Consider the following 21,081-nt stretch of genomic DNA (forward strand, 5'->3'; position numbering starts at 1 on the left):
TCTAAATTTAGGACAAAACAGCACAAAGGGAGCGATCACTCTTGAATCTCAAATCCGGAACCCTGCTCTGGCACGAAACCCTCCCCACTCCGCCGCAATATCCTGTGCTTGAGGAGGATATCACCTGCGATGTCCTCGTGATCGGTGGCGGTGAAGCCGGGACGACGTGCAGTTATCTGCTGACAGAGAACGGTGTCGATACGGTATTGGTGGAGAGGCGGCATATCGGATATGGCAGCACCAGTGCCAATACGGGACTGCTTCAGTTCGCCAATGACAAAACGCTGACGGCTTGTATCCACTCGTTTGGCGTGGAGGGTGGCGTACGTTTTTATCAGTTGTGCAAGGATGCGGTGGATGATTTGGAGACCATCACCTCCAAGCTTGATTTTTCATCCGATTTCATCCGCCGCGACAGCCTGTATTATGCAAGCACTCCAGATGATCTAGCTTCGCTTCGGACCGAGTACGATAACTTAAAAACGCACGGCTTCCCCGTCACCTGGATGGATGCCAATGCCATCGGCAAGTCCTTCTCCTTCAGTCGCCCAGGGGCGATCTACTCGACAGGAGATGCAGAGATCAATCCATACAAGCTGGCTAACGCCCTCGTCTCCACCGCATCCAAAAAAGGTCTGCGTGTCTATCAGGATACAGAGGTGCGCCACCATATCAAGGAAGGCGATGAACTCGTTTTTCACACCTCCACCGGCAAACAAATCCGCTGCAAGACCGCAGTGTTTGCGACAGGCTATGAGACACAGGAGATACATACCAATAAAAATGCTGTACTGACCAGCTCCTATGCGATTGCGACCCAGCCGCTTGCCGATTTTCCCGGATGGCCTAACCGCTGCCTGATCTGGGAGACAGCCCGGCCTTATCTCTATCTGCGTACGACCGCCGATAACCGGATTGTCGTCGGGGGTCTGGATGAGCCCTCCCCGCTGGCCGAAGCACGCGATGCCAAGCTGGTCAGCAAAACCCAGCAGCTTCTGGACAAGGTGGAGCAGCTGTTTCCGGGCGTGGGTAAGCTGCGTGCTGATTTTGCCTGGTCGGCTGCTTTTGGCGGAACTCATGATGGATTGCCGATGTTTGGAGTGCAGGATGAATTCCCCGGATGCTATTTTTTGCTGGGCTACGGTGGTAATGGCACGGTCTACAGTGCCATCGGAGGCCGGATCATTTGCGATCTGATTGTAAAAGGAAAGCATCCGGACGCCGACCTCTTTGCCTTTAACCGACGCAAATCTCCAACCTTCGTGTAAAGCCCTAGGCATTGGCGCTTCACAAAAGCCAGTGCCTTTTTGCTGTTTTCGCAGGCGATCAGCCGTCTGTATGAGAACCGGGGGATGACATGGAAGCATAGGCATAAAGTAGAAAATCATTTGGCACAATATAACTACTCTATCATTCGAAAGGAAGGGCGGGGGTGATCTGATGAGTTCTGAACATGATTCATACTTACTCCCACTCTCCGACTCGACCGAAGAGCTATACGAAAGCATCCGAGGGGAAATCCGTAACAGTGAATTGACGCGTAAACAGATCGGTACCGAAGGAATTGTGCTATCCCTGATTTATTTGCGGACGATGATCGACAATGACCTGCTGCAACGGGATATTCTCGCCCCTCTGCTGCACCTTTTAAATGAGATGACTGACTTAGAGAAGATTCCCGATGTGCTTCCTGTCAGCCAGCTGGATACGATCGAGACCATAGATACGGCGGTGGCGCGGATTCTGCAGGGCTGGGTGCTGATTCATATGGATGGTTTCACCGATGGGTATGCGGTCAATATCATGAAGTACCATCACCGCGGTCTGAGTCAGGCAGAGACGGAAAGCCAGATTTTCGGTCCACAGGTGGCCTTTACCGAGTCTCTTGACATCAATCTCGGCTTAATCCGCCAGACGATCATGACGCCTAATCTGGTGACAGAATCCATGCAGGTGGGCCTGCGGACACAGACCTCTATCTCCTTGATCTATATTGATGGACTCGCCTTCGAACAAAATATTAATACCTTTAAGCAGCGGCTGAATTCTCTTCAGATTGACGGTGTCTTTGATACATCTACCATCGGGCAATTAATTGATGACAACTCCTATTCACTGTTTCCGCATCTGATCTTGACGGAGCGGCCTGACCGTGTCACTGCTTCCCTGCTGGAAGGAAAAATCGTCATGATGGCAGCAGGCAGTCCCTACGCCTTGGTGGGTCCGGCAACCTTTTTTGATTTTTTTAAAGCGACCGAGGATCACTATGTACGCTGGGGGATGGCCTCGTTCATCCGAATGCTGCGTCTGGTGTCCCTGGCCTTCTCGACGCTGTTTACCCCTGTTTATGTCGCAGCTCTGACCCATCACTATGCGGTGATTCCTTCCGCTCTGCTCGTTTCTATCGTAGAATCCCGCTCCAAGGTTCCGTTCCCTCCGATCTTCGAGGCTCTTTTGCTGGAATTCATCATTGAGCTGTTGCGAGAAGCCGGGGCCCGTCTGCCGACCAAGGTAGGTCAGACCATGGGTATCGTGGGCGGTATCGTTATCGGACAAGCGGCAGTACAAGCAGGATTTACCAGCAATATCCTGATCATGATCGTTGCGCTGGGGGCGCTGTCCTCCTTCACCGCCCCGAGCTATATGATGGGCTCTGCGATCCGCATCGTCCGGTTCCCGATGATTATCCTCGCCGGCTTGTGGGGAGGAGTCGGGATTATGGCAGGGGTCTGCTTTTTAATCTTGCATCTCTTACGCCAGACCAGTCTGGACAATCCTTATCTATATCCGATCTATCCGCCGCGGATATCTGACATGAAAGACAGCATGATCCGCCTGCCCTTCTCCTTTTTCGCCAAACGTACCCAATTTACACGCGGGGCAGACCAGAACCGGTTTTTCTCGAAACGTTATCCACAGCACACAGAAATCGACGAGTAACATATTTTCTCAGACAGTCGGGTGAGGCATACCTATGAACCAACCAAGACCGCAGTGGATGTTTAGTTCGTTCCTCGTGTTCTTTGTCGTACATACCATACAGGTCGGGGTGGGTTTGCCCGGCTTTCAACGCTATGTCTATGAGCCCGCCGGTAACGATGCATGGATCTCTGTCATACTGGCGGGGATCAGCTCCCATATCAGCGCCTTTTTTATGGTCAAAATTCTGCAACGGTATCATTCCTGCGATCTGTACGAGATTCATGAGCATCTGTTTGGCAAATGGCTCGGAAAAGCAGCCAATGCGCTCTACACCGCGTACCTGGCAATGGCTTGTTTCATCATTGTCATTAACTACATTGACATCATACAGACTTGGCTGTTCCCTACCTTCACCTCTACCTCACTCTCCCTGATCCTGCTTGCGGTAGCCGTCTATGGAGTACTGGGCGGTATCCGTGTGATTGCCGGCTTTGGATTTATCAGCATTGTATTAACCGCTTGGATGGCTCTGCTCGTCTATTTCGCCAAGCCTTATATACAGTGGGATCAGTTGTTTCCCATCATGGATCACAAGCTGACAGACATACTGGAAGGTGCGCGGGTGATGTCCTATACACTGGCTGGATTTGAGATTGTCTTCTTCATCTATCCCTATGTCAAGGAAAAAGAAAAAACCATGCGCTACACACACCTCGGCTTGCTTGCGACGACGCTGATCTCGTTGGAGCTGATGGTGGTCGCGCTTCTTTACTTTGAGGGCGAGCAGCTGATGAAAACCGCCTGGGCTACCTTTACCATGTATAAGATCATTCAGTTTCCATTTCTGGAGCGTTTCGAGTTCCTCGCCGTCTCGCTCTGGATGCTGATCATCATGCCGAATATCCTGCTGTATATGTGGGCATCGATTCGTGGTTTCCGTCGTTTGACAGGACGAAGTCAACGGATGGGGATCATCCTGGTCTGTATCCTGATACTTGGCTTGTCCAATGTGTTTACGACTCGCATGAGGATTGATCAGCTTGATAGCGTGTTTAATCAAATCACCTTTTTCATCGCATTCCTCTACCCGATCCTTCTCTATCCGCTGGTTCTTTTCAAAACGAGAACCAAACCCGACCAATCTGCCACCGTGCCGGCTGCCCAAGGAGGCGAAGCAGACTGATGACAAGCAGATCCCGGTTATTTCGACTCACCGCTGTATTCTTGACCATCCCTCTGCTCTGTGCCTGTGTACGCGGCGTGCCGATCGAAAAAATGGGATTGATTGTCGCGGTAGGCTATGACTATCTGCCCAACCACAAAATTATGGGGACAACTACCCTATACCAGATCGATCCCAATGCCAAAGAAAAAGTAACCGTCCTCTCCAATACCGCTTATACGAGCAAGGGATCACGCAACAAGATGAACCAAGAGTCCTCGGTAACGCTCGTCTCCGGTCAGCTGCGCGTCGCTCTCTACGATGAAAAGCTGGCGAGACAAGGCATCTTAAATCTCGTTGACACCCTTGCCCGTGATAAGGATATCGGATCAGGCGTCTATATTAACATCGCCAAAGGACGTGCCCTGGGTATCCTCAGTCACCGCTATCCCGAGATCGGCAACATCGGCACCTTTTTGTATAACCAGAATGAACAGAATATCACCGGCGAACAGATCATCTCTTCCACCCTGCACGATTTCCTGCATGATTACTATGCACCCGGACAAGACCCGGCCGTCCCCTGTGTCACACGAGTTGATAATGAGGTTCATTTAGACGAGATTGCCTTGTTTCAGGGGGATCGGATGGTGACGAAGATCCCCAGCCGGAGCAGCTTTTTTCTAAAACTGTTACGAGGACGCTTTCACGCAGGAATGATTGAGTTGGCGGTTGACCTAGATGGACTGGAGGCCCAACAAAAGAGAAAAGGCGAAAGCAAACACACTCATTCGGTCATCGATAATATCAGCAGCAAGACGAAGATCAGGTTGAAGGGTCAGAATCCACCCCGGTTTCATATCCAAGTCGATATGTATGCCCGTCTTCAGGAGATCACCTCTGAGATTGAACTGTCCAAACCGGAACAAGTAAAAAAACTGGAAGTCCAGCTTGCCAAATCGATCACGAACGAAATCGAGAATCTGATCCGTACCATACAAAAATATAATGTGGATCCAGCCGGCTTCGGGCAAAAGTACAAGGCCAGCGTGCGCGGGTCCAATCTAACCAAAGACAAATGGCGTAAGATGTTCCCAAAGGCTCAATTTCAGACAGACGTCAAGCTCACCTTGGTTCGTACGGGTGTAACCGATTAATCCACATGGTCGCTCTGATGGCATGACAAAAGCCCGCAATCGCAATGATTACGGGCTTTTTCGCATGGTTTTGCGTTAGATTGAATATGAATTAGAAGCGTTTCGCTACGTCGCGGGCATTGTCAATCGCACGGGATTTGATGTTCTCAGCGTCTTGTGGAGCCGCTGCCATACCTTCTACCGCGATGGTTTCTACATCTGTGATACCGATGAAACCGAGGACCGCACGAAGGTGCTTGTCACCGAATTCCAGATCGCTGCCTGGAGGCTCGGAGTAAATACCGCCACGAGCTTGGATGTGAACTGCTTTTTTGCCTGCGAGCAGACCTACAGGACCATTTTCGGTGTATTTGAAGGTTTTGCCTGCGATCAGGAAGGTGTCGATGTATGCTTTGAGCAATGGGGTATAAGAAAGGTTCCACATTGGAGAAACAAATACGTATTTGTCAGCCGCTGCGAATTGATCAGTCAACTCACCGATGCGGGATACTTTTTGTTGTTGAGCCGCGGAGAGAGCGGTGAACTCTGTGCCTTGACGCAGTGCGCCCCAAGCGGTGAGGACATCCTTGTCGATCAGTGGGAGATCGATGTTGTAAAGGTCAACGGTTACTACTTCGTCTTGTGGATTCGCTTCACGGTATGCGGAGACGAATTCCTTACCTACTTGCAGACCAAAGGAGTACTCTTCTACTTGCGGGTTCGCGATAATGTACAAAACTTGTGCCATTATGAATTCAACCTGCCTTTCATTATATACAAATTAGTTAAAAAATCGTTTGTTACTTACCATATGTAAGTATCATAATTTGATAACTTACTTTTGTCAAGTAACTTTGTTGTTATTTGCTCCCTCTTTTTTGCAAGTTGCTTCTCAGACTTCTAGAAAGGGAGCTGACCTGCATATAATGTTTGCATTTCATGCTCGATTTAGCCATGAAAGTGAGGCGAAAGATGCATGCTTGTATGGAAAGATATCCCCATTACCATTCTCAACAAGGTACAGCGGTTGCGGCAGCGTCCGTTTGAACGGCTGGCGAACTTGTTTGAAGCAATCACCGGTCAGGAGGTGACGTATCACATCCGTACGTCTTCGCTGTGCTGGTTCATCTCGTACCGCAACGACCATTTTCGGCTGAGCCTGCAGGCAGATGACGCAGATGTGCTCAAGCTGCTTGATTTTGGCGTGACCAATCGGGGCCAAGGCATGGGAACCAAGCTGATCACCGCGATGCAAGTCGAGCTGGAGGCCCTCCCCTTTCACTCGGTTGCACTCTGGGCCGCCAACGATGCCGCAGCCCGGTTTTGGCGCAAAATCGGCTTTCTCGATATTTACGACGAACGGATGCCGGACGGGAGTATGCTCCTGATGCTCAAGGCCGACAAGATCCGTGTTACCTTTGCCCCGCGTGAAGATACTCAGCTATTTGCCGGTGCAAAAAGAAGGCACGGCTCTGCGTGAAAAAATCACGGCCCAACATGCCGCAACCTGAGCAGCCTCAACCTGCGTGAACGCAAAAAACACCCGAGAGTCCACACTCCTGGGTGTTTTCGTATAAACAATGCTTTTTATCTACTTCTTACACATCCCGCGTCGAAAAATTCCTCATCGCAAGCCCCAGCGCCACGAGACCATAGACAGCGATGTAAGCCAGCATCATGTTGCTGGGTGTCGATAGGCTCCCAAAAATCCCCTGTGCGGCAAAGGAAAACGGATCATCTGCACTGTCAAACAGATAGACCGTCATTTTCCGGAACAACGAATCGATGGGAAATAAGAGACTTGAGACAATACCGATATTTTGCAGCGCTACTTTTCCCATCGCGGCGCCGAGCTGTTCGATGAATCCTCCGATGAAGCCAATCCCATACAGGATAATGAGGACAATTCCACCGTTGATGGTGCTCATCAGGCTGCTGAGCAGAAGCCCGATGATGATAATGATAAGTGGCTGCAGCAAAAATACAGACAATGCCTTCACTACTTGTCCCATGCTCACATCCACGCGCAGAAAGGTGCCCCCCAGCCACTGATTCAAGAGAATAATCCCTACAAACAGGACAGCCGCATACACCAGCATCAGCATACTTTGTCCAATGAATTTTCCCATGACAAAAGAAGAGCGTGACAGCGGGCGGGCCAGCCACGTATCGATCTGATGGCTCTCGATCTCACTGGAGATACTGCTGACACTGCTTAAGATGGCGAGCAGAGAGACGATGAATGAGGAAAAATAAAGTCCCATGCCTAAGAGCTGCGTGGAGAAGAAGCTCTGCTCCAGCACATCCTGCATACCATTCTCGCCCGCTTCTTTGGCCGCATAGAACGTCGCGGTACCATACAGCAGCAGGAAGGCGATGGTCATGAAAATCGTGATGAGAAAAATACGTTTGGACAGGATCTCTCTAAACGACATTTTGGCGATGGTCCACATGTGCCCAAGCCTCCTTTTGACTGATGTAGTGGAAAAATACATCCTCCAGCCGCTGCTGTCTTTGGGTAACCCCGTAGATGGAAAGGCCGCGGGCGCTAAGCAGGTGAACCAGATCAGGGATGCTGTCTTCGTCGGCAAGTGTGATGAGCCATGTCTCGCGCTCACCTGTGGCAGACAACCGCTCCGACTCTCTGACCAATGCGGATGTGTCAGCCCACGGGTTGCCTCCTGGGCTTGAGCCGACTGTGATCTCGACCTGCGTCTTGACGGCTGAGAGCTTGCGCCATTCGCCTTGTGCGACCATTTCCCCTTTATGGATGATGGCCACATGATCGCATACATCCTCCACTTCGCTCAGCAGATGGCTGTTGAGAAAAACGGTTTTTCCCTGATTGCGCAGCTCCCTCATCAGCTCACGCACTTGCTTACGGCCAATCGGGTCCAGCGCCGAGGTAGGTTCATCGAAGAATACCAGTTGGGGATCAGACACAAGCGCACAGGCAATGCCAATCCGCTGCTGCATCCCCTTGGAGTAGCCGCGGATTTTTTCATCCCCGCGTCCGTATAACCCGACCAGCTCGATCAAATCGTTGCATCTTTTTTTGCGTTCGGAGCGTCCGAGGCCGCATAGCTCTGCATGGGACTCAAGCAATTGGGTTCCGGTCAGCCAGTCCGGGTATCGGAACAGCTCTGGCAGATAGCCGACCGATTGACGGGATTCAATCGTTCCGATGGGGGCGCCCAGCATTTCTGCCCGACCGGATGTGGGATGGATCAGTCCCATCATGGTGCGGACAAACGTACTTTTGCCAGCGCCATTGGGACCGAGAAATCCAAAAACGACACCCCGTGGTACCTGCAAGGTGATCTCCCGACAGCCTGCTTTGCCATCGTATTGTTTGGTTAAATTCCAGGTTTGGATGATGGTATCGGTCACATGAATCCTCCTTTTCTAGGGACAAACGCCAAGAGAGCCTCCCGTCTGCAGGGATGCTCTTTGGAACTCTTCTTCTACTTCTTACAGTTCTTTGGCGATCTCGATCAATTGATTGGTGTTAATGGATTGGCCATTCATATGGAGCTTATGAAGCTTGCCGTCCTTTTGCCAGACGAGCGAAGCGTCATGTTCGTTCTGATAGAGGATCGCTTGGGTACCATTGATCTTGATCTCTTTCAGGTGGTCCCCATTTCCTTCCATGTATGGGATCGGCAAGGTATGTTTCCAATCCTCGATGTCACCCAGCTGTCTTTTTACGTTTTCCGGGATGAATGGCAGTGAGAGGACGGTGTCCCGGAGTGAGTTCAGATCGACGTCTTTTGGTGCTTGGATCTCAGGTGCATTGATGACGTCATAGGAGATATGGGTCGTTGGAGCCTGATCTGCTTTGGTCAGCATCATTCCGATCGATTGGGGAACGGTGAGCGAGAATTCTTTTCCATTCAGCTTGTCGTCAAATTGGGTGTCTGCCTTGAGCTGGCGCAGGAGCTTGTTGGCCTTCTCGGTGTCTAGTTGGGCATAAACCGTGAAGGCTTGTGAGATAGAGAAGCTTCGGCCCTGATATCCCGCTGGAACGGCTGGAAGCGTATAGCCTGCTTTTTTCGCCTGTTCTGCGGTATCAAAGAATTGCGGCTCACGGTTCTTGGCTTCCTTCGTCCAGATCTTGCCAATGCCCTTGATCTCTTGTTCGCCGGCGGCATTGTTATCGAACCAGCTTGCGATATCATGCATATCTGATTCGGTCAGCTTGATGAACTCTACTTGATTGACGCGGAAAATGGAAAGGACGTCACTGGCAACCGCCTGCACCTGTGGAATGCTGAATGCACCAAACAATACAGCAGCGGCAGATGTACCGACGATCCAGTTTTTATAGGTCTTTTTCATTGTGTTCCAACTCCTGTTCATATGTTGATCTGTTTCATAGGCGGCACCTGATCCCTTATGGGTGTGGGCCAAGCTTGCCTGAAATCTCTCCCAGGCCGCTTTGGTGTCAATCTCTTGGGCAGACGGCTGATCATAGCGGCTCTCTTTGATCGCCATCTGTGTCCATTTTTCCAGCTGATCCAATTCACCCACCAGCTTTTGGCAGGACGGGCAGCGCTCCAGATGCCGGGCAAATTCCTTCCGTTCGTCGCGGCTCAACTCTCCGTCCATATAGGCCTGCACAAATCCGATCTCTTGGCATGTCATGCGTCATCCCCCCTCCATCCTTTATACAGGTTGCGAAATTTGGTTTTTGCCCGGGCCAGCAGGGTACCCACCGAGCTTTTTTCGACACCGGTTGCCTTCGCCAATTCGTGGTAGGGGAAGCCGGAATACTTCATCAAAAGCAAGGTCCGGTCGCGTTCGTCCATTTCCTGCAAGACTTCGCGTACAACTGATATTTCCTCTTGTTCCAACCATTTTTGTTCTGTAGACGGTGTAGTCACCATCTGTTGCGAAGACTCTTTTTCATCCCGTGCCTGTCTTCTCTTCTCGGCACGGATGTGGTTATAAGCAGCATACATCGCTGTTTTGGTCAGCCATGCGGGCAGATGCTCGATCACGGTGCGGTCTGCGTGGTAAAACTGCAGGAACACTTCCTGGGCCAAATCTTCAGCAATGGCCTGATCCTTGACGATCCCCATGATATATCTGGTGACATGGGGGTAGTAGGTGATAAAGAGCGCCTGAAAATCTTCGGTGCTTTGCCGATCGCGTGTCAGATCTTCCATCCGAATTGCCTGCACCTCCATTTTCGTCCCCCTTTCTGTCTGTTTATCTGATAGAAACCGCAGAGACGATTTTTGTGACAGGGAAACGAAAAAAAATAAAAAAAATCTCCTCTCGCACAAACAGGTAGTCAGAGTCATGATACCATGAACCCGTCAGTGCCTGTCTGTTTTGAGTGGAGATTTTCCCTGTTATTTATTGGTTGCCCAATGTGATGGGCTGATGCGATTGGTCTGATCCCATTGGTCTATGTCAACCACGTGATTTGTGCTTTGGTTCACCGTGTCTATTGCAATCGCGCGCTTCTGCTTCGCTTGATCTGATCTACCTTGAGCCGCAGATAGATCAGGAATCCGAGGAAGATTACGCCCTGCACCACGATCGCGCCTGAGATGGACAACTGCATAAAGGTGACGGCATAGTAGATCGCGGAACCGATGAGCATCAGCCCGTTTTCCACGAAATTCTGCACCGCGATGGTCTTACCCGCACCGACGAGCTTCATCCCCTCTTCTTGGAGCACCGTATTCATCGGCACGATATACGCTCCGCCCATAAACCCGACCGCAAGCAGGAACAGCACGGTCAGCCAGGTCACATGCACCCACGGGAAGATGAAGATTAAGACCATCATCAGCAAGCCATACCAGGACGAACGGTAAAAATACCGGAGCGGCACCAGCTTCGGAGCAAGCAACGCCCCTGCGATGATTCCGATGGAGGTGGTGGCCAAGATTAGAGAGACGGCAAAATCCTTCGGGTTAAACCCGAGTGCCACGGGAATCCACGCCAAGACCGCGATCCGAAGCACCGCCGAGCTCATCCAGAACGACCCGGTCCCCACCAGTGAGAAGTTGGTGGACGGGTGTTGCATCAGTACCTTGACACTGGTGAAAAACTGTCTGGCCTCGCTTCGGTAATCCATCGTCAGCGTCTGGCTGCGCGTCCGTGGAATCCAGAAGGTCATCAAGAAGGAGAGTCCGAACAACACCAGACACATGATCGACGAGGTAACCGTCGTGGTCGCTGCCGCAATCGCTCCACCCCCACCGATCCCAGCCAGTATCGCCAGAATAGTGAAGCCTTCGATCCGAGCATTGGCTTGGAACAGCTCCTCCTCATTCTCGGTCAGCTCAGGCAAAATCCCATATTTGGCCGGGGAGTAGACGACCGCGCCTACCCCCACCGTGAAGTAAGCCAGCATCAGCATGAGGATGCTGTTATGCGGCACGATCAAAAGCAGGACAACGCCGAGTGCTTTGATCAAGTTGCCGATCATCAGCACGACCGACTTGGGATGTTTGTCGGCAAACGGGCCAACCCATGGAGCGAGCAGCAGATACGGGATGAAAAATGCCATCGAGACCAATGCCAGCGCCCCTGCAGAAAAGCCGTTTTCCCCGAGCAGATTGGCGATCACGAAGAGGATCATGTTATCGGCAAATGCAGATAAAAACTGTGTCGTATAGAGAGCGGGCAATGGCTGCAAACGCATCATGACTGTTCCTCCGCCCACGCTTTGAGTGTGACATAGTCGGTTTTTCCGCTGCCCAAGAGCGGCAGATCCTTGACCGCCACCAGCTTATACGGGATCAGAAGCGGGCTGTAGCCTTTTTCCCGAATATAGTCCTTCAACTGGGTCAGGGTCGCTTCCGTGTTGCTCGTGTAGAGAATCACCCGTTCGCCGCGACGGGCATCCGGCAGGTTGACAGCAGCGAAGTTGGGATCATCGAAGCGCTGGCCAGCCAATTGCTCGATCAGATTGAGCGGGATCATCTCACCGGCGATCTTGGCGAAGCGCTTTTTGCGTCCTACGATCGTGATGAACTCTTCGTCGTCGATATGGACGATATCTCCTGTGTCATAGTACTCCCCTGCCGGTACGAAGCCTTTCTCGTGCAACAGGTAGCCTTTCATGACATTCGGGCCTTTCACTTGCAGATTGCCGCCCTGATCGATTCCTGGGATCTGTTCCAGATGATAATCGATGCCGGGGAGGAACTGTCCGACTGTACCGCGCTTGGTACTCAGAGGTGAGTTAAGCGACAGGATCGGCCCGGTCTCCGTCGCACCATACCCCTCTAGGATACGGATACCGAATTTGTCCATGTAGAGCTGGCGGACTTCATCTTTTAATTTTTCCGCCCCTGCCAAGACGTAGCGCATGGAGTAAAAATCATACGGCTTCGCCATCCGGGCATAGCCGGCGAGGAAGGTGGAGGTACCGCAGAGGACCGTACAGTTGCGGTCGTACGCGATCTCCGGGATCACCTTGTAATGAAGCGGTGACGGATAGGTAAAGACAGGTAAGCCGCCGATGACTGGCAAAAACGTGCCGACCGTCAGACCGAAGCTGTGGAACATCGGCAGGACATTGAGCAATTTGTCCTTGGCGGTGACATCGATCATGGTGCGTACCTGTAAGATGTTGTTATAAATGTTGGCGTGGGACAAAACCACGCCTTTTGCTTTTGCCTCACTGCCGGAGGTGAACAGGATGACCTCGTTGTCGGTGGATGTTGATTTTTTCTTGAACAGGTAGTTGGTCAAGGCGGTAAGCTTATCACCTGTGCCAACCGTGGCGCGGATATCTTCGAGATACAGTACCTGGGTCGTGGTCTGAAGTGCTTCGATGAGCGGCTCCATCTTTCCTTTTTCGACGAATTCACGTGAGGTTAGTACGGTCTTGATACCTGCTGTCTCACAAGCATCCAACAGGTTTTGCGGCCCCATCGTGAAGTTGAGGACGACCGGAGTCTTGCCGACATAGAACAGGCCAAACAGTGTGGCGATATGCCCGATGGCACTCGGGAGCAGTGTCCCGACGTTTTTTTCCGGGCCAAGCATGGAGGCGAACTTGCCGCCCAGCACATAGGAGGCGAGGATCAGGTTTTTGTAATTCACCTTTGACGAGATGTCCTCGACGATCTGCATCTTGGGCCCGTTGAGCTTGGCTGCTTCGAGCATTTCATTAAAAAGGTTCACTTCATTCTTTTGGCGGGCGGCAAACAGTTCGCGCTGCATCGTGCGGAGGATCTGTTGGGTCGCCTGCTCTTTGAGAATCCGCTTGGGGACATCTTCTTTTCGCTCGATCAGGTAGGGATCTCCGATCGTGATGCCGACTTGGGGGAACCAGTGGGTCTTCCATTTGTCACTCATATACGACAGCTTGGAGCGCTCTAAGCCCGTGATGGAGATCGGATAGATTTTGGCCCCAGTGCGCATCGCGATGTAGCCGAGACCGCTGTATATTTTCATAATCGTGCCTGTTGTGGTGATCCGTCCTTCTGGGAAGATCAGCAGGGGCTTCCCTCTTTTGACCTCCCGCAGAATCTTACGCATCGAATAGGAGTTGAGTGGGTCGATGGTAATATGCTTGCGGATGTTGAGGATAGAACCAAGCTGCTTGGCAATCTCCGTGTTGACGACGAAGACCACGTCATCCGGCAGATTGATGCCTAACAGCACGGCATCCCATAATGAAACATGATTGGGAGCAAGTATCACCGGACCGGAAAAATCAAGCTTTTCCAGACCTTTTATGCGGGTTCGGAACAACCCGTTCAAGATGTTACCTGCAAGTTTTTCTAGTATAGACACCTTGCTCCACCTCTCTGACCATAATAACCTCATTTTGAACATTCTTACTATTTTAGTCAACCAAAAATCGTTATAGGCTCGTCTAACTTTCCCATAGTATGCCAATTGTTGCTGATCCCCATACCTACATATTAGTATGTGCTTATGGGTCATATTCCCCAATTTCGCTCATGCCCGCAACATTCCAAATTTGTCCACCGTCTCTATCAGTGACTCAAACAAATGAACCCAACAACCAAAGGAGGAAGACCCTTGAAGAAACTAGTCAGTTCAATGCTGGCGACGATGACCTTGTTCACCATCGTACCGTCTCTACCAGCAGCCCAAGCCAGTCAATCGTTCCGCGATGTTCCAAAAAGTCACTGGGCTTACGAGGCGATCATGGAGATGGCGGAGCAGGATGTGATTGACGGTTATTCTGATGGCACGTTTCGCCCGAACAACCGGATCACCCGCTCGGAATTTGCCAAAATCATGATTGCCGCCGCCGACGTGGATATGGATGATGCGAGCCGCCTCACTCAGACCTTCCGCGATGTGCCGCGCAGTCACTGGGCATTCCGCTATGTGGAATATGCCAAACCTTATCTGACCGGCTACAAAACCGGCTCTACCTATACGTATAAGCCAGCAGAAGACGCGGTGCGCGAGGATATCGCCGTCGCTCTGGTACGTCTGCTCCGTTTTGACCAGACGCAAAAGGCAGACACAGACCTGCTCGACGATTTTACCGATGAATACCGCATCTCGAACAACCTGCGTCCTTATATTGCCTTGGCACTTACAAACAAGCTGATTTACGGCTTCAACGACAACACCTTCCGTCCACAGGCGGCGATCACCCGCGCAGAAGCGGCTGCCCTCCTGTATCGGGCCAAACTGGATGAGAGCGACAAAGTCGTCTTCCCACCCGCACCCAAGCCAGAGGAGCCGAAGCTGCCAACCGCTGTCACCGACACCTTCAGCGATGACAAACTGAGAAACTGGCTCACCAGCCAAAGCGCCGTCTCCTGGGGTGTCTACAGCAACCGCGTAAGCGCCTACTCCAACAACACTGACATCGATCACTATCTGCTCCCGCTCCGCTGGGATGAAGCCCGCAAGCCGAAAAACTACGAGCTGCAGACAGATGTCATCGCCACCGACACAGACGGTCTCGGCGGCCTCTATTTCAACGGAAAAAACGGCAAAGCCACCCTCGTCTACCTCAGTAAAAATGCGGTCAACATCCGCAAAATGCAAGACGTCAAGGAGCGCGACACCACAGCAGTAGCGACCGTCTCCTACACCCTGCAAAAGACCAACAAGCTCAAGGTTACGGTCAAGGGTGACAACTACTATGTCTATGTCAATGACAAACTCGTCTACGGCCAGCAGGACCGCGACCTGACCGGCACGTCTCTTGGCCTGTATCTGAACAAGGACGCAACCAAAGATCTGCCTGATAAAGCCACCTATTTTGACAACTTCTCGTTTAAAGTACTGCCTTAGATGGTTGGATGAAAAGAACTGGAGGCGGCCTCCCTCTCTGTCTTACTACCATCAGGCGATTTCCGCTGGGCCACAGCGTTTATATAGATTGAAAAGAGCAGGTGACCTCCTCTCCCCTGCTCTTTTCCGTGTGTTTACTTGTGTTTTCGTGTGTTTTCGTGTGTTTCTCGTGTATGTCTGTTTATCTCGTTACTCTAAACGCACTAGCTCGTTTTGTTGCGTCTGATCTCGCTGTCGATATCCGATTCCAACAGGCGGAAATGGCGTTCCAAATGGTCAAAACGTTTGTCCGATGAGTCGAAGCGGGCGTTCATTTCTTTGCGGAGGGCGCGGATTTCGTTGCGGTTCATGAGGCTTTCATCTTTGAGGATGGTTATGTCATACTTCATCTCTCGCATATCCTGCCTGATGCCTGCAATCTCTTGCTTCATCCCCGCGATCTCCTGCTTGATGCCCCCAATCTCCTGCTTCATCCCCACAATTTCATGCTGGATCCCCGCAATCTCTTGCTTCATCCCCACAATTTCATGCTGTATCCCTGCAATCTCTTGCTTCATCCCCGCGATCTCCTGCTTAATGCCTCCAATCTCCTGCTTAATGCCCCCAATCTCCTGCTTAATGCCCCCAATCTCCTGCTTCATCTCCACAATTTCCTGCTGTATATCCAACATCCCTTGCTTGATCTCCTTGGTCTCCCGATTATTCTCGGCCACCATCTTGATCAGCTGCTGAAGCAATTCTTCACTCATCGTCCCACCACTCCTTGGATTCCTGTTCTATTCTCTATCATAAAACACATAAAAAACTTTTCAGCGAATAAAATTCATCAAATGATTACCAAGGTTTAACAGAAAATTCCTACCTTTTCTATTATAATGGATCACGAATGTCATCATCCTGTTATCAGGCCTTTTTCTATTTATCATAAACAGCTAAATTCTGAACCTACGGAGGTTTCCCGATGAAAAAAAGCAAGATCGCTCTCGCATCCATCCTTAGTACAGCATTCCTACTCAGCACCATTCCAGCCATCCCAAGTGCGACCGCCGCACCGGATGAGTCCCACGCCACCAAGCCTTTTCACTCCAACATCAAAATTGCCGTGTTCTCTGACCCACACTACTATGCTCCTGAGCTGGGTACATCCGGCCAAGCCTACGAAGATTATCTGGCACAGGACCGCAAGCTTCTCTCCGAGAGCGAGCCAATCCTGCAAGAAATGGTAGACAAGCTGAAAAACTCAGATGTTGACGTCGTCCTCGTGTCCGGCGACCTGACCAAAGATGGCGAAAAAGTAAGCCATCTGGGCTTTGCCAACTACCTTCAAGAGCTTGAGGACGCAGGCAAAAAAGTCTACGTCATCGAAGGCAACCATGATCTCAACAACCCACATGCGGTTCGTTTTGACGGTGATAAAACGTATCCGGTCGATCAGATAACTCCTGAGCAATTCAAAGAAATCTACGCCGATTTCGGCTATGACGAGGCGATTGCCAAAGACCCGAACTCGATGAGCTATGTTGTCGAGCCAGTCGAGGGACTCTATATCGTCGTGATGGACTCAGCCCTCTATGCTGACAATCACGAACAGCATGCTCCCGAGACGGCAGGCGAGTACAGCCGTGACCGCATGAACTGGATCAAATACCAGCTCCGTAAAGCCAAGGCAAAAGGCAAGCTCGTCATCGGGATGACCCATCACGGTATCGTCGAGCATTATGCAGCCCAAGATGAGTTCTTCCCGGAATATGTCGTCCGTAACTGGGACAAAGTCTCCACCGATCTGGCCGACCTTGGCATGAAAGCGGTCTTCACTGGTCACTACCACTCCCACGACATCGCGAAAAAAGCAACGAAGAAAAACAACTTCATCTATGACATCGAAACCGGATCACTCGTCACCTATCCAATCCCGTACCGTCTCGTGGAGATCAACAAAAATCAGGAGATGACGATCACAAGCGTAACCATTCAGAACATTGATTTTGACACAGATGGAAAAGAGTTTCCGACATACGCTCACGAGTTTCTCGTCAATGGTCTGGCCGGTCTCGTCCCCCGCATTCTTTCCTACGAGCTAATCAAGCGCGGTGTTCCTGCTGATCAAGCCCTTCCTGCTGCAGAACGGTATACCAAAACCGAAATCGTCCCAGGTCTCACCGTCGGCCAACTGATGATCAACGCCATGGTCGCCCACTACCAAGGCGATGAAAAAATGGATGCCCAGACCGCGCAAATCATCCAAGGCATGCTCAACTCCCCTGATGAAATGGTCAAAATGCTCGGCGGCGCAGCCTACTCCCTCTTAACCGACTCCGAAGGCTCTGACAATCATCTGAAAATCGACCTCAAAACCGGAGAGGCGATTACCGACTAAACCGTTATTTTATTGATGAACCAAAATGAAACTGCGACAGAAGGCAGGCCGGCACGGTTGCCATTTGTCGTAGTTTTTTATTGGGAACAGGTGTATAATGAAATCCGATTCTGGCAAGTGGAAGGAGAAATACCCGTTGTCTACGTCTGAACCTTTTTCCCTGTTTCAATGGATCGATACAGGTATCTATACAGCTAAACCGATGCATCCCCTCGCCGTTGACGAAGCCCTGGTCAATGCTATGAGCAGACCAGACGCCAAGCCGGTGATTCACCTCTGGGTCTATGATCAGGCCTTCTACCTCGGCCGCCGTGACGCCAAGCTGCCGCATCTGGCTCATGCACTCCAGACATTCAGCAGGCCTGTTGCTCCACAGACGAAAGGCTATGGCTGTGTCCTGCGCTCCTCCGGTGGTGCTTGTGTGCCACTGGACGCCGGTGTGTTGAATATGGCGATCCAGCTTCCCACCACGGATATCTCGATTGATGGATTTTTCAAAATGGCTTCAGACATGCTCACCGTCGGCCTGCGGGACTATGGGACGATTGAGTTTGGAGAAGTGACGGATTCCTATTGTGTGGGGGATTATGACTTCGCCCTCTCCGGCAAAAAAATCGGTGGCATGGCCCAGCGCCGCACCCGCCACGGCTCTGTCCTGCAGCTCTGCATCAATATCGAAGGCAGCGGACAAGCCCGTGGAGAACTGATGGAGCAATTCTATCTCCACGCAGGACTGCACGAGATGGAGCCACAGCAAAAACCTATTCCAGGGATCAAAGCCGAGACCATCGGGAGTCTGACCCAGCATCATGGAAAGTTCGTTACCGTTGAGGAGGTAAAAGAACGGCTTTTCCGTTCATTTACGAGTGTTTGGGATGCGGAGCGCGCGCCATTGATTGTGAACGCTGATGAGGTCGGGGCCGCCAATGAGCACCTGACTGAGCGATTGCGATTGTTTTCATTTACGGCAGATGAGATTAGAAATCCGGAGTGGAAGCTTCCATTATAGTGGGGCCGGGGCATCAGGTGACTTGCCTTTTGCTTGCCTTCTTACATTTCTTCGATGAGGATTCACTGGCCGCTACGAAACAAGCAAGCGTGGGTCGGGCAAAAAGGTTCGGGGAAGCTGATTCAAACGAAGGGGTTTGCCCTGGGAGAATTCATAGATGCTGGCTACGCTTGCTTGTTTCGTAGCTGGGATGAAATGTAAAGAGGCTTGCAAACGGCAAGTCACCTGATGCCCGCAAGCTTGAGATGTTTTAAAAGATTTTTAAAATGATTTTAAAAACAAAAAGAGACAAAAACTTCAGCGCACCAGCCACCTGAAGCTTTTGTCTCTTCTTCTTTCTTCTTTATATCTTTTATCCTTTTTCTTTTCCTCCCATCCCCGTCAGAGAGAAGGCGATTGATCGGGGGTAAGCCTCCTTGACTCCCCTGCCCAGCTAGGGAAAAAGCAAGTGTGACCCGCTTCCCCGAATCCCCCAGGGGCAAACCCCTTCGCTTGAATCCTCTTCCTCGAACCTTTTTGCCCCGCCTCACACTTGTTTTTTCCTAAGCGGACACTCCTTCCCTCTTCGAGGGGGTGTCAAAAAGGCGCACCCCCGATCAATCGCCTTCTCTCTGCCCCGCCATCAATCGCCTTCTCTCTTACCCTACCAATTCGTACTTCCGCGTTTTTTCATTATATACTAGCACCTGATACGAGCTTTTTTCCGCCAAAATCGTTCCCGCAGCATCCATCGTCCGCTTTAATTGAAAATAGATCAGTTCATTTCGCTGCTCATCATACACAATCGTACCATCAACCGACTGGATCATCTCCCTCGCTTCATGTGAATGGGCGATGTCGCTCCACACCTCCGCATAGCCCTCCGGCGTATGCCGAATCACATGCAGCTTATTCTCCTGCACCCCCGTACCGCCCAGACCAGAAGTGAACGCAATCTGCTGAACCCCTCCACCAAGCACCTGCACTCCATATACGGGTTCCTCGAGCACATACACCTCTTTATATCCACCCTCCACTTGTTCATAAATGGCAAACAGGCCGTTCAGATGATCCAAAGCAACACTGACCGCCAGCTGTGGGACAAAGGAGGAACTCCCCTCAGGCCGATCCTTTAGATTCACCTGCAGCATCGTAATGTTATCCTTTGTGATATGCTCCTGTGTCTCCGCTGGGAAATGGTTTTTGATGCGGTGTAGGATCTCATCAGGCACGACACTGGGCCGATCTGCCTGAGTGCGTTCCGCCGCCATTGCATTGGCATGCTCCGGTGATTTTGGCGGCATATCCATCGTCAAAGAGCCAATCCCTGCCATTACCAGGCAAATAAACGGAATCAGCACCCACGTTTTGATCTTCATGCTGGTCACTCCCATGCAGAAAAGTTACGAACTCCATTAGGTAAGACGCAACCATCCCAAAAAGGTTACACAATTTTCTAACTTTACTTCCTGTAACCTCCTAATGTAATGCGTCCAAAAACATTGCATACTAAGGACAGGGACATTTGTTCCACACCTCGATTTTCTCTTGCCTGGCTCAATTGGTCAGGCCTTTTTCTTTTGCCAAGATAATATTTCCTTCCTTTATGAAATATAGTACGATGAAAAGGAAGTGACAACTGCATGGCAATTGTGCCATCTTACGCCAAAACGTAAAGAAGGAGACCCCCTTGCTGAATCCCCAAAAACACCAATTCCTCGAAGAAAAAATAAAGGATCTCATCGTACCTGCACACAAGGTCGCCCATGTGCAATTGGGAAATTCACTTGAGCATGCCCTGCTCGTCCTCATCAAATCACGCTATTCGGCTGTGCCTGTTCTGGACCTCTCGTATAAAATACACGGACAAATCAGCAAAACCATGATCCTCGAAAAAATCCTCGGCATCGAACGAATCGAATACGAAAAGCTCGACCAATACAAAGTCGAAGACACCATGGACCCGCAAATCCCCCGCCTCAAAGAAACCGACGACCTCTTCCGTGCCCTCGAACTGTCCATTAACCATCCGTACGTCTGCATCGAAGACAACGACGGCGTCTTCGTCGGCATCCTCACCCGCCGCGCCATCCTCGCAGCGGTGTATCAGTATTTGCGCACAGAGACGTAGGAAGGACAACAGACACGTATCATCAGCTTCATTACGTAACCATACAAAACGGAATCCTACCGCAAAAGAAGCCTGTTTCCCAAGACATGACGTCAGGAAACAGGCTTC

General features: G+C 51.0%; 17 protein-coding genes and 2 pseudogenes. 9 read left to right on the forward strand and 10 right to left on the reverse strand.

Going from position 1 to position 21,081, the window contains the following annotated elements:
* Positions 1–41: 41 nt before the first annotated feature.
* From FGI41_RS05235 to FGI41_RS05250, 4 genes are all read left to right on the forward strand, one after another.
* Entirely contained in the window at positions 42–1,268 is a 1,227-nt protein-coding gene (locus FGI41_RS05235; protein WP_139488879.1) for an NAD(P)/FAD-dependent oxidoreductase, read from the forward strand.
* Between the two features lie 172 nt (positions 1,269–1,440).
* A complete protein-coding gene (locus FGI41_RS05240) occupies positions 1,441–2,940 on the forward strand; it encodes a spore germination protein (protein WP_139488880.1) in 1,500 nt (499 codons plus the stop codon).
* Between the two features lie 34 nt (positions 2,941–2,974).
* The gene (locus FGI41_RS05245; RefSeq protein WP_139488881.1) at positions 2,975–4,105 is read left to right on the forward strand and encodes a GerAB/ArcD/ProY family transporter; all 1,131 of its coding nucleotides are present in this window, start codon (positions 2,975–2,977) and stop codon (positions 4,103–4,105) included.
* Entirely contained in the window at positions 4,105–5,241 is a 1,137-nt protein-coding gene (locus FGI41_RS05250; protein WP_139488882.1) for a Ger(x)C family spore germination protein, read from the forward strand. Before FGI41_RS05245 ends, FGI41_RS05250 begins: the two co-directional genes overlap by 1 nt.
* A gap of 91 nt (positions 5,242–5,332) precedes the next feature.
* On the opposite strand, the gene FGI41_RS05255 is transcribed toward FGI41_RS05250, so the two are convergent.
* Positions 5,333–5,968: an FMN-dependent NADH-azoreductase gene (locus FGI41_RS05255; RefSeq protein ID WP_139488883.1), complete on the reverse strand. Its 636-nt coding sequence runs from the start codon at positions 5,966–5,968 to the stop codon at positions 5,333–5,335.
* Positions 5,969–6,196: 228 nt separating this feature from the next.
* On the opposite strand from FGI41_RS05255, the gene FGI41_RS05260 reads away from it, so the two are divergent.
* Positions 6,197–6,700, forward strand: coding sequence for a GNAT family N-acetyltransferase (locus FGI41_RS05260; protein WP_139488884.1), 504 nt, complete (start codon positions 6,197–6,199; stop codon positions 6,698–6,700).
* Positions 6,701–6,818: 118 nt separating this feature from the next.
* Here the strand turns inward: FGI41_RS05260 and FGI41_RS05265 are convergent, their stop codons facing one another.
* The 7 genes and pseudogenes from FGI41_RS05265 to FGI41_RS05290 form a co-directional block, all read right to left on the reverse strand.
* The gene (locus FGI41_RS05265) at positions 6,819–7,673 is read right to left on the reverse strand and encodes an ABC transporter permease subunit (protein ID WP_139488885.1); all 855 of its coding nucleotides are present in this window, start codon (positions 7,671–7,673) and stop codon (positions 6,819–6,821) included.
* Positions 7,645–8,172: pseudogene (locus FGI41_RS25805) on the reverse strand (ATP-binding cassette domain-containing protein); the annotation flags it as partial. The pseudogene FGI41_RS25805 and the gene FGI41_RS05265, both read right to left, overlap by 29 nt.
* 9 nt (positions 8,173–8,181) lie before the next feature.
* A pseudogene (locus FGI41_RS25810) lies at positions 8,182–8,610 on the reverse strand (ATP-binding cassette domain-containing protein); the annotation flags it as partial.
* A gap of 81 nt (positions 8,611–8,691) precedes the next feature.
* A complete protein-coding gene (locus FGI41_RS05275) occupies positions 8,692–9,864 on the reverse strand; it encodes a zf-HC2 domain-containing protein (RefSeq protein ID WP_139488887.1) in 1,173 nt (390 codons plus the stop codon).
* Positions 9,861–10,409, reverse strand: coding sequence for an RNA polymerase sigma factor SigX (locus tag FGI41_RS05280; protein WP_139488888.1), 549 nt, complete (start codon positions 10,407–10,409; stop codon positions 9,861–9,863). The genes FGI41_RS05275 and FGI41_RS05280 overlap by 4 nt, the downstream gene beginning before the upstream one ends.
* A gap of 263 nt (positions 10,410–10,672) precedes the next feature.
* Positions 10,673–11,884, reverse strand: a complete 1,212-nt coding sequence (gene lplT, locus FGI41_RS05285; RefSeq protein ID WP_255298332.1) for a lysophospholipid transporter LplT — start codon at positions 11,882–11,884, stop codon at positions 10,673–10,675.
* Positions 11,881–13,986 (reverse strand): AMP-binding protein, encoded by a 2,106-nt coding sequence (locus FGI41_RS05290; protein WP_255298333.1) that lies wholly within the window; start codon positions 13,984–13,986, stop codon positions 11,881–11,883. The genes lplT and FGI41_RS05290 overlap by 4 nt, the downstream gene beginning before the upstream one ends.
* Positions 13,987–14,238: 252 nt before the next feature.
* Between FGI41_RS05290 and FGI41_RS05295 the strand changes: the two genes are divergently transcribed.
* Positions 14,239–15,477 carry an S-layer homology domain-containing protein gene (locus tag FGI41_RS05295; RefSeq protein ID WP_139488890.1) on the forward strand — a complete coding sequence of 413 codons (1,239 nt, stop codon included), beginning with the start codon at positions 14,239–14,241 and terminating at the stop codon, positions 15,475–15,477.
* 203 nt (positions 15,478–15,680) lie between these two features.
* Here FGI41_RS05295 and FGI41_RS05300 read toward each other — a convergent pair whose 3' ends face one another.
* Positions 15,681–16,226 (reverse strand): coiled-coil domain-containing protein, encoded by a 546-nt coding sequence (locus FGI41_RS05300; protein WP_139488891.1) that lies wholly within the window; start codon positions 16,224–16,226, stop codon positions 15,681–15,683.
* A gap of 212 nt (positions 16,227–16,438) precedes the next feature.
* On the opposite strand from FGI41_RS05300, the gene FGI41_RS05305 reads away from it, so the two are divergent.
* Both FGI41_RS05305 and FGI41_RS05310 read left to right on the forward strand, forming a co-directional pair.
* Positions 16,439–17,854 carry a metallophosphoesterase family protein gene (locus tag FGI41_RS05305; RefSeq protein WP_139488892.1) on the forward strand — a complete coding sequence of 472 codons (1,416 nt, stop codon included), beginning with the start codon at positions 16,439–16,441 and terminating at the stop codon, positions 17,852–17,854.
* Between the two features lie 136 nt (positions 17,855–17,990).
* Positions 17,991–18,863 carry a lipoate--protein ligase family protein gene (locus tag FGI41_RS05310; protein WP_255298334.1) on the forward strand — a complete coding sequence of 291 codons (873 nt, stop codon included), beginning with the start codon at positions 17,991–17,993 and terminating at the stop codon, positions 18,861–18,863.
* Positions 18,864–19,501: 638 nt separating this feature from the next.
* Here FGI41_RS05310 and FGI41_RS05315 read toward each other — a convergent pair.
* Positions 19,502–20,221: a hypothetical protein gene (locus tag FGI41_RS05315; protein WP_139488894.1), complete on the reverse strand. Its 720-nt coding sequence runs from the start codon at positions 20,219–20,221 to the stop codon at positions 19,502–19,504.
* A 311-nt stretch (positions 20,222–20,532) separates the two neighbouring features.
* On the opposite strand from FGI41_RS05315, the gene cbpB reads away from it, so the two are divergent.
* Positions 20,533–20,973, forward strand: a complete 441-nt coding sequence (gene cbpB, locus FGI41_RS05320) for a cyclic-di-AMP-binding protein CbpB (protein WP_139488895.1) — start codon at positions 20,533–20,535, stop codon at positions 20,971–20,973.
* Positions 20,974–21,081 lie beyond the last annotated feature (108 nt).

The sequence above is a fragment of the Brevibacillus dissolubilis genome (assembly GCF_006170445.1).
Classification (GTDB): domain Bacteria; phylum Bacillota; class Bacilli; order Brevibacillales; family Brevibacillaceae; genus Brevibacillus_B; species Brevibacillus_B dissolubilis.